This is a genomic window from Saccharibacillus deserti (assembly GCF_013618475.1).
GTDB classification, from domain to species: domain Bacteria; phylum Bacillota; class Bacilli; order Paenibacillales; family Paenibacillaceae; genus Saccharibacillus; species Saccharibacillus deserti.
On record NZ_JABJVN010000001.1, the window covers coordinates 707398 to 721127 of the forward strand.

Here is a 13730-nt window from a genome sequence, read left to right on the forward strand (position 1 = left end):
GACCTTGAATGAAAGCGGAAAAAATTTCGGAAGCCGTTGTTCGCAGACTTCCCGTCTACCTGCGCCACCTGAGTGAACTGCATAAACGTGAAGTCATGACGGTATCGTCACAGGAACTCGGCCAGAAACTGGATCTGAATCCGGCGCAAATCCGGAAAGACCTTGCCTATTTCGGCGATTTCGGCCGCAAAGGTATCGGATACGACGTTTCTTACCTGATCGAGAAAATTCGCCATATCCTCAAGCTGGACCGTCAGATCAACGTGGCGCTGATCGGTGCGGGTAATCTGGGGCATGCGCTGTCCAACTATAATATGTACCTCAAAGAAAGCATGAAAATCGTAGCGGTATTCGATTCGTATACGCCGAAGATCGGGACCAAAATCAACAAACTGACCGTACAGCCGATCGAAGAACTGCAGCCTACCGTGGCGGAGAAAGGGATTCGCGTCGGGATTATCACCGTACCGGATTCCGAAGCCCAGCGCGTGGCGGACCAACTGGTCGGAGCCGGCGTGGAAGCGATCCTTAATTTTGCGCCTACGGTTTTGAAGGTTCCGGCCGAAGTCCGGATCCATACGGCCGATTTCACGACCGACCTGCTCAGTCTGGCTTATTATCTCGATAACGGAAAGGAAGCGGACATCCATGACAACGACAAACAGCCCGAGCAAGTGGATCGTTAGAAACGGCGTATTTGCCACCGGCCTGCAGGGGGAAGTCGTCAAAGGCTGCATGGTGGTCGATCAAGGCGTTATCGCCTATGTCGGAATCGAAGAACCGGAAGACGCACGCGATCTGCCGTCGGTTGACGGAAAAGGTCTGCTGTTTATGCCGGGTCTGGTCAACAGCCACGGCCATACGGCCATGTCGCTGCTGCGGGGCTACGGCGACGATATGGTGCTGCAGGAATGGCTGCAGACCAAAATGTGGCCGATGGAAGCCAAGTTCACGTCGGACGACGTCTACTGGGGCAGTTCGCTGTCGATCGTCGAAATGCTCAAAAGCGGGACAACGACCTTCCTCGATATGTACGACCATATGGACCGTGTTGCGGAAGCGGTAGTGAAATCGGGAATGCGGGCTTCGCTGACGCGCGGCGTCATCGGACTGTGCTCGGAAGAAGAGCAGGAATCCAAACTGGCCGAAGCGATCGCTTTTGCCAAAGCCTGGCACGGACAAGCGGACGGACGCATCACGGTCATGATGTCGCCGCATGCGCCGTATACCTGCCCGCCTGCCTTTATCGAACGGTTTGTTCAGGCGGCGCACGATCTGGATCTGCCGCTGCACACGCATATGTCGGAAACGGCGGCGGAAGTGGAACAGAATGTTCGGGATTACGGACTGCGTCCGGTAGCCCATCTTGAAAAACTGGGCTTCTTCTCCCGTCCGTCGATGGTGGCGCATGCCGTTCACCTGACGGACGAAGAGATCGAAATGCTCGCGGCGCACAAAGTGGCCGTCTCGCACAATCCGGGCAGCAACCTGAAGCTTGCGAGCGGCGTGGCTAGAGTGCCGCAGCTGCTCAAAGCGGGCGTTGTCGTGTCGCTTGGCACAGACGGTCCGGCCAGCAACAACAACCTCGACATGTTCGAAGAGATGCGTTTGGCCGCGCTGATCCACAAAGGCGTATCGGGCGATCCGACAGCCGTTCCGGCAGCGGAAGCGCTGCGTATGGGAACGCTGTACGGGGCACAGTCGCTGTACCTCGACAATCTGGGTATCCTTGCCGCCGGAATGAAAGCGGACTTTGTTGCACTCGATACCGAACAGGCCCATTTCCTGCCGCGCACCGACTACGTATCGCATATCGTGTATTCGGCTGCCGGTCAGGACGTCCGTCATGTCTGGGTAGACGGGGTTCGGATCGTCAAAAATCGGGAATGTTTGACGATGGACGAAGAGAAAATCCGGTTCGAGGCCCAAGCGGCATTCGAAGGGCTGCTGGCCCGGTAATCCGGACATCGGGAGGAAAGACAACGTGAGCAAGCGTACCAAAATTATCCTGCTGGCCGTGCTCGTTCTGCTGATTCTGCTGTCGGGAGCCTATTTGTATTACACGCTTTCGATGAAAGAACGGACAAACGAGCGGAGCGAGGCCGTCGCATTGGCCGTCTCCAAGGCGCAGTTGACAGAAACCGGGCGGGCAGACAAATGGGTATGGGGCGAGGACTCGATCTTCTGGGTCGTCCAGGGCTCGACGGCTGCGGGCGAGCAGCAGTACGTCTGGCTGCAATACACCCAAGAAGGCAAGCCGGCGGAAGGCAAAAGCGCGGTTCGGATCATGCCGGCGGCCGGAACGATATCCAGGGAAGACATGTGGAACCGGCTCGAAACCGAACTGCCCGATGCCGATTTGATCCGGATGCTTCCGGGCTTCTATAACAAACAGTACGTCTGGCAGATTTTCTATGAACAAGCCGGCGAGCGTTACTACCGGTTCTACAGTCTGACGGACGGAAGGGCGATCGACGAGCCTTTCCTTCTTCCGGGTTGGTAGGAACCCGCTGCCTGAAGAACGCACAACGTTTCCTGCGCGTATGTCTGCGGCGCAGGTTCGCCTGGCTTCTTGGCGAACGTTCGACAAGAAAATCAAAAAAGCTTCTCCATGATTGCGTGGAGAAGCTTTTTTGTCGTTGCGAAACTCCTGAACGGTGCCTCATTCGGCCGAATCCGTAGGAGGTTCGAAGCGGTTGCGAAGATGCCGATCCGCCGCTTGGTCGGAAGCTTTCGAACAGGAGCTGCGACCGTTTTAGGGAAATACCTCCCGGTAAAACCGTGCCAAGCAAGCACTTGCACGGTTGGGTACGAATTAGAAAATGGGAAAACGGTGTGATATACTTATTCTCAACAAAGAGGTAAATTTGGATAAAGGAAAGAAATCGTAGGTTGTCAAGCAAGGTTTGCATACACCAAAAAAGCATTCTGCAAAATGCTTAAAAACGTGTAGCTGATTGATGGATGTCATACTCTGTTCCCACGCTAGCACATACAGCAAGAAGAGGAGAAATGCCCATTGAAAATCCGCATCCTTCCCGTAGCCCTTACTGCCGCACTGTCGCTGATTGTCCTGCTCGGAGGCTGGTTTCTGTATCGCCAGACCGCACTTGAGCGTCCTATTGAGCAGATGCTCGCCAAATATCCGGGCGTTACCAGCGCCCAAGTGAACATTACCCAGAAGCAGGCCGTATTGAAACTCGATCTGCAGTCGAACGTGGATTTGCGCGGGATGATCGCCGAACTTCGCAAAACCGAAGGTTCCCTGCTGAAAAATCGCTCGATCGTTCTCGATATTGCCGACCATTCGACGCCCGAAATCGATGCTTTGTGGAAAAAAGCTTCCTTTTCGGTCGCAGAGGCCATGGCCAACAAACGCTATACCCTGATTCCCGACACGCTGTCCGAAATCCAAAGCGATAACGGCGGCTATACGATCTCCAGCGATATGGACGAACATTACATCTACGTTGCCCTAAGCTCCGCTTCGGACAACAAAGCCAACAAATATATTATTCTGCCGCTTGGTGCGGCGCCTGGAACGGGAGGACAAACCAATGCCTAGATGGACGAAAGAAATACTGGTCGGGTTTACGGCGGCATTCGTTGTTTTCCTGGGACTTATCGGAGTCAACATCATGCCGCTTGCCGTATTGGCCTTGGTAGGAGCAGGAATCTTCGCCGTTCTGCAGATGAAAGGCGGATTGGCGGTAGGCGCGTCACAGGACCGCAAACGCAAAAAGCAAAAACCGGAAAAATTCACGTTCGAACAAATCGGCGGGCAGGATAACTCCAAGCAGGAACTGCGCGAAGCCCTCGATTTTCTGATCAATCACGAAGAAATCAAAAAGCTCGGAATTCGCCCGCTCAAAGGCATTCTGTTGACGGGCCCTCCGGGAACCGGCAAAACGCTGATGGCCAAAGCGGCGGCTCATTATACGGATTCCGTATTCGTAGCCGCTTCGGGCAGCGATTTCGTCGAAATGTACGTCGGTGTCGGAGCGGGACGGATCCGCGATTTGTTCAAGGATGCGCGTACCCGTGCCGCACAGGAGAAAAAGCAGAGCGCGATTATCTTTATCGATGAAATCGATGTCATCGGAGGCAAACGCGAAGGCGGCCAGCAGCGCGAATACGACCAGACGCTCAATCAGCTGTTGACCGAAATGGACGGCATCTACAACAACGAAGAGCCTCGCATCCTCGTCATCGCCGCAACCAACCGCAAAGAAATGCTCGACAGCGCGCTGCTGCGTCCCGGACGCTTCGACCGTCATATCCAGGTCGACCTGCCGGACAAAAAAGGCCGCAAGCATATTCTCGAACTGCATGCCACAAGCCGTCCCGTTTCCAAAGAAGCGGATCTTGACCGGATTGCCGAAGAAGCGTACGGCTTCTCGGGCGCCCAGCTCGAAAGCGTCATGAACGAAGCGGCCATTTACGCCATGCGCGAAAAAGCGGCCGTCATCGGGCAGCAGCATCTCTCCCGGGCGATCGACAAGGTCATGCTCGGCGAGAAGACGGACCGCGAGACGAGCGCCGAAGAAAAACGCCGCGTTGCGATCCATGAACTCGGTCACGCGATCATGGCCGAAGTGCTGCGTCCCGGCAGCGTGAGCCAGGTCGCGCTCAGCCCGCGCGGGCAGGCGCTCGGCTATGTCCGGCACAATCCGCAAAAAGAACAGTATCTCTACACCAAGCAGTTCCTGGAAGAGCAGATCATGATCGCCCTGGCAGGTTCGGCGGCGGAAGAAATTTATTACGGAGGCCGCAGCACAGGGTCCCGCGGCGATTTCGAACAGGCTCTCGACCTGGTCGAGAACATGATCGTTTCGGGTCTTACGGATCTCGGCATCGTCAGTCTCAAGATGCTGACGCAGGAAGAATTGATGAAGCACAACGACAAAATCCTGCGCGCCCTGACGGAAGATACCCGCGGAGAGCTGGATCGTTACCGCCAGGTGTTCGAAGGCTCGCTCGATATCCTGATGCGCGAAGAAGTACTGTCCGGCGATCAGTTCCGGGCGCAGTTCAGTGAATTGGCGCAGCTTCCGGCGTAAGCCGGGATGAAAGAGCTTTTTTCTTTTTTGACAAAAACCTTCGAAATCTTCGCCCGCCGGCGAAGATTTCGAAGGTTTTTTTGCGGGGATTCATTTTGCCGCGGATCGCTTCCGGCGTAAGCCGGGTTGCAACGGTAAGCTGGAAAATCACGTTTCCGGCCATTCCCGTTCCAATACGGCCAGCGCGGAAGCGGCGTACGGCCATCCGGCGTAAAAGGCAAGATGCATGCAAATCGCCGAGAGCTCGCCTCTTGACAGCCCGTGTTCCCGAGCCAGGCGGAGGTGGTAGGGGAGCTGTTTGTCATGCCCGGCCGTCACAAGCGCGGCCAGCGTAATCAGGCTGCGGTCGCGGAAGGAGAGCGCGGGATCGGACCAGACTTCGCCGAACAGCACGCGCTGCGTATAATCGGCGAAGGCCGGAGAGATATCGGCATACGCATGCCCCGCCGAGTTTTTAAGCGAATCTTCCGCCAGAGACTCGGCGGGCCGGAACGGCACACGGGCATCCATGGAGGCCGAATTTGCGGCTTCGGCTGCGGGTTGTGCCGGTTCTTGCAGCCAGTCCGGCGGCAAGTCGATCATCTGCGCCTGTCCAAGGCCGAACGACCAATTCTCGGGTCCCGTCTCGACCAACACGATGAACACGTCCTCAGGCCGTAGGCCGCAATGCTGGGCGATCCGGGAGGCCGCATCCAGATAGAAGCGCTTTTTTCGTTCGGGACTGCGTCCCGGGCCGAGAGCGATCTCGATCACCAACAAGTCTTCGCTGCGCGCAACATCCAAATAATTGGGGCTGAAAAAGAATTCGCTCGCTTCAAGGGCATGGAAAATATGGAAAAAATCATCCGGCGGAACGCAAAAATGATGGACCAGCGATTCCATAAGACTGTCGGCGCAGGTTCTCAACCGCCGGTCATCATGGCGGTCGCGCCGGTAGCTGGTGCGAATTAAAGGCATGGTCGGGTCTCCTTTTCTATGTGAATGCCTTTATTGTAGATCAAGACGGAATATTTATATAATTGAAAATAAACGGCAAGTGATTCGATAATACAGATGGAGATGATTGGATGGATCTTAAAGAGCTGCTTGCTTTCCGGGAAGTGATCGAGCAGGGAACGTTCGCCAAAGCCGCGGAGAAGCTGCACTACGCGCAGTCGACCGTTACCGCCCAGATTCAGCGCCTGGAAAAAGAGCTGGGATTCCGGTTGTTCGAACGGGGATGGGAAGCCAGGCTGACGGAAGCCGGCCGATTGTACGCGGCGGAGGTGAACGGGCTGATCGGTCACTGGACGCATGTGCGCAACAGAGGGCTGGCGCTCGGCGGCGAAGAAAGCGGCCTGTTGGCTTTCGGAGTGATCGAGCCGGTTGCGGAAAACGGACTGTCCCAGCTGCTCGCGGAGTTTCGGCGGCAGAAGCCGGGCATCGAATGCCGGGTGACGGTCGACTCCAGTGAAGGACTGGCACGGTCGCTGAACGCCGGGGAGCTCGAACTGGCGATTTGCGGACAGCCGCGTACACTGGGCGGCGCTTATTTCGCACCGCTTTATGAGGAGGAGATCGTTTTTGCCGTCGACCGCGTCCATCCGTTGGCCGGAGGCGAAGGGTTGACGCTCGAAGACTTTTACCGGTATCCGCTTGTGGCCGGTGGCGAAAACTGTCTGTACCATCTCCGGCTTGAACAGGAATTTTCCGCTTATCCCGCCAAGCCGTTCGCCTATACGATCAGCCGTCTGTCGTCCGTGCCGGGCGCGGCGCGTGCCCTGGGCGGGATTGCGGTTGTCCTGGCTTCGACGGATTTGCCGGATGGCATGGCATATGTTCCGTATAACCTGGAAGATCCGAAGATCGTGGTCGGGCTGCTGCAAAACGGAAACGGACGATACCGGAGCCCGGGCGCGGACGTTCTGGCGGAACGGATTCGCAGTGCTCACAAAATATCCGCAAGTGACCGGCCGCTGCCTTCCCGGCAACAGGTACAATAGAAATAGATGTCCTTCTCCGATAGACCGAATATTTTTAAGCCGCAATTTCTTTTTTACATTTCGGATATGCTAAGATATGATTAGATGTTGGGAATGCAAGACGCTCATGTCGGCTGTAGGAGTGGACAATCTTGCAGGAGAGACCAGAAAGGATGAATACTAGAGATGAATTTTAAAAAAATAGGCGTCGTCGGCGGCGGGGTCATGGGACAAGGCATCGCAGAGATGCTGGCTGCCCGCGGCCTTGATGTGCTGTTGGTCGAGAAAAATGATGAAAAGCTCGACCATGCATACAGCATGATCGAAACCAGTCTGGACAAGAAGCTGGAAAAATGGGGGATTACCCCGGCAGAGAAAAAGCTGACCCTGTCCAGAATCGCGAAAGTCAACCATTTTGCGGAGCTTGGCTCCTGCGATCTGGTCATTGAAACGATCTCGGAAGATCTGGAAGCGAAAAAAGCGGTATTTGCCCAGCTGGACCAAGTTTGCCCGAGCCATGTTACGCTCGCGAGCAACACCTCCGCGCTGAGTCTGACCGAAATCGGCAGCTCTACGCTGCATCCGGAACGCGTCATCGGCATGCACTTCATTTATCCGGTCGCTTCGATCAATCTCGTGGAACTGATCCGCGGATTGAAAACGTCGGATGCCGTTGTTGACGCGGCGAAATTCTTCGTGGAAGATACGCTCGACAAAAAAGGCATCATGGTCTACGAATCGCCGGGTTTTGTCAGCACCCGTCTGATCTGCACGCTGATCAACGAGGCGCTGCATGTACTTGAAGAAGGCGTGGCTTCGGCCGAAGATATCGACGATGCGATGAGAATCGGCTACCAGTTCAACCGCGGACCGCTTGAAATGTGCGACCGTTTCGGTCTGGATTCGGTATTGGCGGCGCTCGAAGGCATGTTCCGCGAATACGGCGATATCAAGTATCGTCCGGCCTTCATCTTGAAAAAGATGGTACGTGCGGGACAGCTCGGCACGAAGACCGGCGAAGGATTTTTCAAGTACGACAAGGATGGTGACAGACTGTGAAAGTACTCGTAATCAACTCGGGGAGTTCCTCGCTCAAATACCAGCTGTACGATATGACCGACGAATCGGTTCTGGCCAAAGGCTTGGTCGAACGGATCGGCATGGATTCGTCCATTCTGACCCACAAACCGACGGGCAAGGAAGAAGTCGTGGAAGTCAGCGAAATTCTGGAACACAATACGGCGATCCGCAAAGTCATCGACAAATTGACCGACAGCGTGCACGGCGTAGTGTCCAGCGTGGACGAAATCAATGCGGTCGGCCACCGTGTGGTACACGGCGGCGAATTCTTCAATGAATCGGCGCTCGTGAACAAGGAAGCCAAGAAAAATATCCGCGCCTTGATCGATCTGGCTCCGCTGCACAATCCGGCGGCCGTCATGGGGATCGAAGCTTCGGAAGTCAACATGCCGGGCGTCCCGCAGGTTGTCGTGTTCGATACCGCGTTCCACCAAACGATGCCGGAAAGATCGTACCTATACGCGATCCCGCGTGTCCTGTACAGCAAGTACAAAGTCCGCCGCTACGGGTTCCACGGCACGTCGCATTATTACGTCAGCCTGGCGGCCGCCGAATTCCTCGGCAAACCGATCGAAGACATGAAGATCATCACGGCGCATATCGGAAACGGCGGCAGCCTGACGGCGATTCAGGGCGGCGTATCCGTCGATACGTCGATGGGCATGACTCCGCTCGAAGGTCTGATGATGGGTACCCGTTCGGGCGACCTTGATCCTGCGATCGTGCCTTACGTTATGAACAAGGAAGAGCTGAGCGTCGGCGAAGTGAACTCGATGCTGAACAAGCACAGCGGCCTGCTGGCTATTTCGGGTATCAGCAGCGACATGCGCGATATTACGGACGGCTGGGAAAGCGGAGACAAAAACGCGACCTTGGCTTTTGAAATGTACGAATACCGTCTGCGCAAGTACATCGGTTCGTACGCCGCCGCAATGAACGGCGTCGACGTGCTCGTCTTTACGGCGGGTGTCGGCGAAAACTCCGCAATCGTGCGCAAAGTGGTCTGTGAAAACTTGTCGTATCTCGGGATCGAGATCGACGAAGAGCTCAACAAAGTTCGTTCCGGCGATCCGCGCCGCATCTCCACGCCCAACTCCAAAGTGGAAGTGCTGGTCGTACCGACGAATGAAGAGCTCGTGATTGCCCGCGATACGTACCGCATCGTGGAAGCGAGCAAAGCTTAACACACAGGAGAGGAATGACTTGCATGTCCACCAAAACAGATATTCGCGGCGTCAGCGGCCATGTCGGCGAGACCGTCAAAATCGGCTGCTGGGTCAACAATAAACGTTCGAGCGGCAAGATCCAGTTTCTTCAGCTGCGGGACGGCACCGGCTATATTCAGGGCGTCGTCGTCAAAAGCGAAGTTTCGGAAGAAATCTGGAACGACGCCAAAAGTTTGACCCAGGAAAGCTCGCTTTACGTGACCGGCATCATTCGGGAAGAACCCCGCAGCAAATCGGGGTACGAGATGACGGTTACGGGAATCGAAGTGCTTCATATCACCGAAGATTATCCGATCACGCCGAAAGAGCACGGGGTCGATTTCCTCATGGACCACCGCCATCTGTGGCTGCGTTCGACCAAGCAGCGCGCAGTGATGGTGGTGCGTGCACAGATCGTCCGCGCCATTCGCGAATTTTTCGATACACGCGGTTTCACCCTGATGGACCCTCCGATCCTGACGCCGTCTTCGGCGGAAGGAACGACCGAGCTGTTCCATATCAAATATTTCGACGAAGACGCCTACTTGACGCAAAGCGGACAGCTCTATATGGAAGCTGCCGCGATGGCGCTGGGTAAAGTGTATTCGTTCGGTCCGACCTTCCGTGCAGAGAAATCCAAGACGCGCCGCCACCTGATCGAGTTCTGGATGATCGAACCGGAAATGGCGTTTGTCGAATTGGAAGAAAGCCTGGAAGTCCAGGAACAGTTCGTCAGCCACGTCGTGCAGTCCGTTCTGACGAACTGCAAAGCCGAGCTGGAAACGCTGGAGCGCGACGTAACGAAGCTGGAGCAGGTGACAGGAGCTTTCCCGCGCATCACGTACGACGAAGCGATCGAGTTCCTGAACAACAACGGTTTCGACGTGCCTTGGGGCGAAGATTTCGGTGCGCCGCACGAAACGGCGATTGCCAACCATTACGACAAGCCGGTGTTCATCACGCATTATCCGGCGGAGATCAAGGCCTTCTACATGAAACCCGATCCGAACCGTCCGGAAGTCGTTCTGTGCGCCGATATGATCGCACCGGAAGGCTACGGCGAAATCATCGGCGGCTCGCAGCGGATCGACGATCCGAAGCTGATGGAAGAACGTTTCGCGCAGCATAACCTGGCTTCCGACGCGTACCAATGGTACATGGATCTGCGCAAGTACGGTTCCGTTCCGCATTCGGGCTTCGGTCTCGGTCTGGAACGTACCGTTGCCTGGATCTGCGGTCTCGATCACGTCCGGGAAACGATTCCGTTCCCGCGCATGCTGTACCGCCTCTATCCGTAAGGCGCTTTACGCATGCTGCGAAGAGCCGATCAGGCAGGCGGAAGGAGGAACAAGCGAGTGAATGACGAAGCCTGGAAGACTTGGGCCATGGGAGTCTCCTATGCGATGGAATCGCCGCAGGTTCATCTTCCTCACGCACTGCTGCGTTTTTACCGCAAAATGGAACTCAGCCTGGAAGAGACGATGCTGCTGATTCAGCTTATCGCTTTCCGACAGGCCGAATTGAACGATTTTCCGACCCTTGAAGAACTGGGAGAACGGACGGGTCTTGAGCCGGGCGATCTTGCAGCCAAGCTGCAGCGCCTGATCAAAGACGGGTTCCTCGCGATCCATGAAGACGAGGATACGCCGTCCGGCATCCGTTACGAACGCTACAACCTGGCCGGGCTGTACGAGCGTCTGGCAGGCTGTCTGGCGGAAGAGCGGCGCAGCCAGCGCCGGTCCGAGCGTCCGATCGTTCCCGAAGAAGAAGCCGAGACGGTCGATAACCTGTTTCGTATTTTCGAACAGGAGTTTGCCCGTCCGCTGTCGCCGATGGAATGCGAGACGATCTCGGTCTGGATCGATCAGGACCGATATCCGGAAGAGCTGATCCTGCTGGCTCTCAAAGAATCGGTCTTTGCAGGCAAACTGCATTTCCGCTATATCGACCGGATCCTGCTCGAATGGAGCCGGAACCGCGTACGTACGCCGGAGGATGTCCGGGCTTACTCCCAAAAATTCAGAGGACAAAGGTGATCCCCACTCTTTGAGCGTAAGCGAAAAGAACGGGAATTGCCGACAGGTTTCTCTCCATACAACGCCGAATTTCACCGTTTGAGCCTTGGCGAAAACGAAGAAAATTGGCACGCCGCTCCCCGCAGCGGCCTTCTGCCGCTTTGCCTTAGGCAAAGCGGTTTTTCTATTCAAAGATTTATGTTCGCCTCCGTCACGCCAACTTTCCAATTTGAACGTTCTTGGACGCAGCTTCTGCATCGACTGCAAAAAGACGCTCTCCCAAAAGCGGAGAACGTCTTTTTCGGTTCTTTTGAATACCGGGCACTGCGGCTCCGGAGAGTCCTATTCTTTTACCGCTCCGACGACAATCCCTGTCACGAAGTACCGCTGCAGGAACGGATACACGATCAGAATCGGCAGGGCGCTGATAAAGATCTGCGAGGCGCGAATCGTGCGCTGGGACAGATTGGCGACCGCCTCGGGATCAAGCTTCGACATATCCGCCTGCACGATGATCGTCTGCATAAAGCTGGCCAGAGGAAGTTTCTCGGAGTCGCGGATATAGATGATACCGTCGAAGTAGGCGTTCCAATGTCCTACCATCATGAACAGGGAGACGGTTGCGATAACCGGCAGCGACAGCGGCAGATAGATGCTGAAGAAGGTCCGCAGATGGCCGGCGCCGTCGATAAACGCGGCTTCTTCGAGGTCTTTCGGAACGCCCCGGAAAAAGTTCAGCAGCAGGATGATGTTGAACACGGCGACGAGACCCGGCAGAATCAGGGCCCAGAGCGAGTTCATCAGGCCGAGCTTGAGGATCAGGATGTACCCCGGAATCAGTCCGCCGCTGAACAGCATCGTGACAACAAAGTACCACAGATACACGTTGCGGGCGGCAAACACGCGGGTTTCTTTGGACAGCGCGTAGGCGGCCGTCGTATTGACGACCAGCGCAAGCGCCGTGCCCAGGATGGTCCGCTGCACCGATACCCAGAGCGAAGACAGGAAGTTGGCGTTGTCGAACGTTTTGGCGTAAGCTTCGAAAGTGAACCCGATCGGCCAGAAAGTGACCAGTCCCGCATTGGCGGGAGCGGTCGAGCTGAGCGATACCATAAGTAGGTGCAGCAGCGGCAGCAGGCAGGCGATCGAGACAGCCGTCAGAAATATATTGTTGCAGATGCTGAAAATCCGGTAAGGAAGCGTTTTGTGATACATGGACGAAGTCTCCTTTCGGCTCGGTGGATTCGTACCTTGACCAAGTTAAAAGTAAGGTTACGCCCTCCTGAATCGCACCTAAAGCGTGTGCGTTTCAGGATAACGTAAACTTCTGATTAAGATGGGTCAAGGTACTAGAAGATGCGGTATCCGGCGAAGCGGTAAGCCAGACGGTACGAGACGGCGATCAGGATCAAGCTGATGACCGACTTGAAAAGGTTCACGGCTGTGGCAAAGCTGAATTGTCCGCTGAGCAGGCCTTCGCGGTACACGAATGTATCGATGATATCGCCTTGTTGGTAAATGAGCGGGCTGTACAGGTTGAAGATCTGGTCGAAGTTGGCGTTCAGCACGTTGCCCAGCGCAAGTGTCGCGATGACGATCGCGATCGGAACGAGCGAAGGAATCGTGATATGCAGCGTCTGTTTCCACCGGGTCGCCCCGTCGACTTCCGCCGCTTCGTACAGCGCGGGATTGATACCCGACAAAGCGGCCAGGAAGATGATCGTATTGAAGCCGAACTCTTTCCAGACGTCGCTGACGATGATCGTGAAGCGGAACCAGTTGCCGTCGCCCAGGAAGAAGATCGGTTTCGTTCCGAACAGGTAGACGATAAATTGATTGATGAGTCCGGTCTGCGCGAGCATATCGATCAGAATGCCGGACAGCGTCACCCAAGAAAGAAAGTGAGGCAGATAAACGAGAGTCTGAATCGACCGTTTCAATGCCATTTTCCGGACTTCGTTCAGCAGCAGGGCAAAGACGAAAGGCACGATCAGGTTCATGACAATTTTGGTACAGGCGAAAAAGAGCGTATTGCCCGTGATTTTGAGGAAATATTCATTCTCCCACATGTACTGGAAATGCTTCAGGCCTACCCAGGGCGACTCGGCAAATCCGAGCGCAGGCTTGTAATCCTGAAAAGCCATTACGATACCGCTCATGGGAATATACGAAAAAATAAAGACCATAATGGCTGCCGGAAGCACCATGAGATGCAGAATCAATGGCTGTTTACGGCCTCTTTTTCTTTTGCCGCCGAGCGCTTCTGTCTGTTTTGTCCGCCCGCTTGTCTTCGCTTTCATTGCTTTCCCCCGCTTCCAAATGTGTGGTGTGTCTCTACGTTCTCTGCTATATATAAATAGTATCAAGCAAGTGTCGGGGTCGATATATAACAATGTTAGGATCGATAGG

13 protein-coding genes are annotated in these 13730 nt (G+C 55.3%); 10 read left to right on the plus strand and 3 right to left on the minus strand.

The window, feature by feature from the left end; all coding sequences use genetic code 11:
* Positions 1–8 precede the first annotated feature (8 nt).
* From HOP44_RS03205 to HOP44_RS03225, 5 genes are all read left to right on the plus strand, one after another.
* Positions 9–686 carry a redox-sensing transcriptional repressor Rex gene (locus tag HOP44_RS03205; protein WP_172250480.1) on the plus strand — a complete coding sequence of 226 codons (678 nt, stop codon included), beginning with the start codon at positions 9–11 and terminating at the stop codon, positions 684–686.
* Complete coding sequence (locus HOP44_RS03210) at positions 649–1959, plus strand: amidohydrolase (protein ID WP_172250482.1); 1311 nt, start codon at positions 649–651, stop codon at positions 1957–1959. The genes HOP44_RS03205 and HOP44_RS03210 overlap by 38 nt, the downstream gene beginning before the upstream one ends.
* A gap of 25 nt (positions 1960–1984) precedes the next feature.
* Positions 1985–2503, plus strand: a complete 519-nt coding sequence (locus HOP44_RS03215; RefSeq protein WP_172250484.1) for a DUF5590 domain-containing protein — start codon at positions 1985–1987, stop codon at positions 2501–2503.
* A gap of 516 nt (positions 2504–3019) precedes the next feature.
* Positions 3020–3565 (plus strand): heavy-metal-associated domain-containing protein, encoded by a 546-nt coding sequence (locus HOP44_RS03220; protein ID WP_172250486.1) that lies wholly within the window; start codon positions 3020–3022, stop codon positions 3563–3565.
* Positions 3558–5060: an AAA family ATPase gene (locus HOP44_RS03225; RefSeq protein WP_172250488.1), complete on the plus strand. Its 1503-nt coding sequence runs from the start codon at positions 3558–3560 to the stop codon at positions 5058–5060. The genes HOP44_RS03220 and HOP44_RS03225 overlap by 8 nt, the downstream gene beginning before the upstream one ends.
* Positions 5061–5207: 147 nt before the next feature.
* On the opposite strand, the gene HOP44_RS23105 is transcribed toward HOP44_RS03225, so the two are convergent.
* Positions 5208–6017, minus strand: coding sequence for a tautomerase family protein (locus HOP44_RS23105; RefSeq protein ID WP_172250490.1), 810 nt, complete (start codon positions 6015–6017; stop codon positions 5208–5210).
* Positions 6018–6127: 110 nt separating this feature from the next.
* Here HOP44_RS23105 and HOP44_RS03235 point away from each other — a divergent pair, with 110 nt between their 5' ends.
* The 5 genes from HOP44_RS03235 to HOP44_RS03255 all read left to right on the plus strand — a co-directional run bounded on the left by HOP44_RS03235 (position 6128) and on the right by HOP44_RS03255 (position 11342).
* Positions 6128–7042 (plus strand): LysR family transcriptional regulator, encoded by a 915-nt coding sequence (locus tag HOP44_RS03235; RefSeq protein WP_172250492.1) that lies wholly within the window; start codon positions 6128–6130, stop codon positions 7040–7042.
* Positions 7043–7207: 165 nt separating this feature from the next.
* A complete protein-coding gene (locus HOP44_RS03240) occupies positions 7208–8080 on the plus strand; it encodes a 3-hydroxyacyl-CoA dehydrogenase family protein (protein ID WP_172250494.1) in 873 nt (290 codons plus the stop codon).
* Entirely contained in the window at positions 8077–9285 is a 1209-nt protein-coding gene (locus HOP44_RS03245) for an acetate/propionate family kinase (RefSeq protein ID WP_172250496.1), read from the plus strand. Before HOP44_RS03240 ends, HOP44_RS03245 begins: the two co-directional genes overlap by 4 nt.
* A gap of 23 nt (positions 9286–9308) precedes the next feature.
* Positions 9309–10604, plus strand: coding sequence for an asparagine--tRNA ligase (gene asnS, locus HOP44_RS03250; RefSeq protein WP_172250498.1), 1296 nt, complete (start codon positions 9309–9311; stop codon positions 10602–10604).
* 57 nt (positions 10605–10661) lie between these two features.
* A complete protein-coding gene (locus HOP44_RS03255) occupies positions 10662–11342 on the plus strand; it encodes a DnaD domain protein (RefSeq protein WP_172250500.1) in 681 nt (226 codons plus the stop codon).
* A gap of 321 nt (positions 11343–11663) precedes the next feature.
* On the opposite strand, the gene HOP44_RS03260 is transcribed toward HOP44_RS03255, so the two are convergent.
* Positions 11664–12536, minus strand: a complete 873-nt coding sequence (locus HOP44_RS03260) for a carbohydrate ABC transporter permease (RefSeq protein WP_172196272.1) — start codon at positions 12534–12536, stop codon at positions 11664–11666.
* A gap of 134 nt (positions 12537–12670) precedes the next feature.
* On the minus strand, positions 12671–13621 hold the full coding sequence (locus tag HOP44_RS03265; RefSeq protein ID WP_172250502.1) for an ABC transporter permease: 951 nt from the start codon (positions 13619–13621) through the stop codon (positions 12671–12673).
* Between the last annotated feature and the right edge of the window lie 109 nt (positions 13622–13730).

What these genes read in the sequence shown, in the direction of transcription:
- HOP44_RS03205 (WP_172250480.1), top strand. Translation starts at nt 9, where the DNA reads ATGAAAGCGGAAAAAATTTCGGAAGCCGTTGTTCGCAGACTTCCCGTC.
- HOP44_RS03210 (WP_172250482.1), top strand. Translation starts at nt 649, where the DNA reads ATGACAACGACAAACAGCCCGAGCAAGTGGATCGTTAGAAACGGCGTA.
- HOP44_RS03225 (WP_172250488.1), top strand. Translation starts at nt 3,558, where the DNA reads ATGCCTAGATGGACGAAAGAAATACTGGTCGGGTTTACGGCGGCATTC.
- HOP44_RS23105 (WP_172250490.1), bottom strand. Translation starts at nt 6,017, where the DNA reads ATGCCTTTAATTCGCACCAGCTACCGGCGCGACCGCCATGATGACCGG.
- HOP44_RS03235 (WP_172250492.1), top strand. Translation starts at nt 6,128, where the DNA reads ATGGATCTTAAAGAGCTGCTTGCTTTCCGGGAAGTGATCGAGCAGGGA.
- HOP44_RS03240 (WP_172250494.1), top strand. Translation starts at nt 7,208, where the DNA reads ATGAATTTTAAAAAAATAGGCGTCGTCGGCGGCGGGGTCATGGGACAA.
- asnS (WP_172250498.1), top strand. Translation starts at nt 9,309, where the DNA reads ATGTCCACCAAAACAGATATTCGCGGCGTCAGCGGCCATGTCGGCGAG.
- HOP44_RS03260 (WP_172196272.1), bottom strand. Translation starts at nt 12,536, where the DNA reads ATGTATCACAAAACGCTTCCTTACCGGATTTTCAGCATCTGCAACAAT.
- HOP44_RS03265 (WP_172250502.1), bottom strand. Translation starts at nt 13,621, where the DNA reads ATGAAAGCGAAGACAAGCGGGCGGACAAAACAGACAGAAGCGCTCGGC.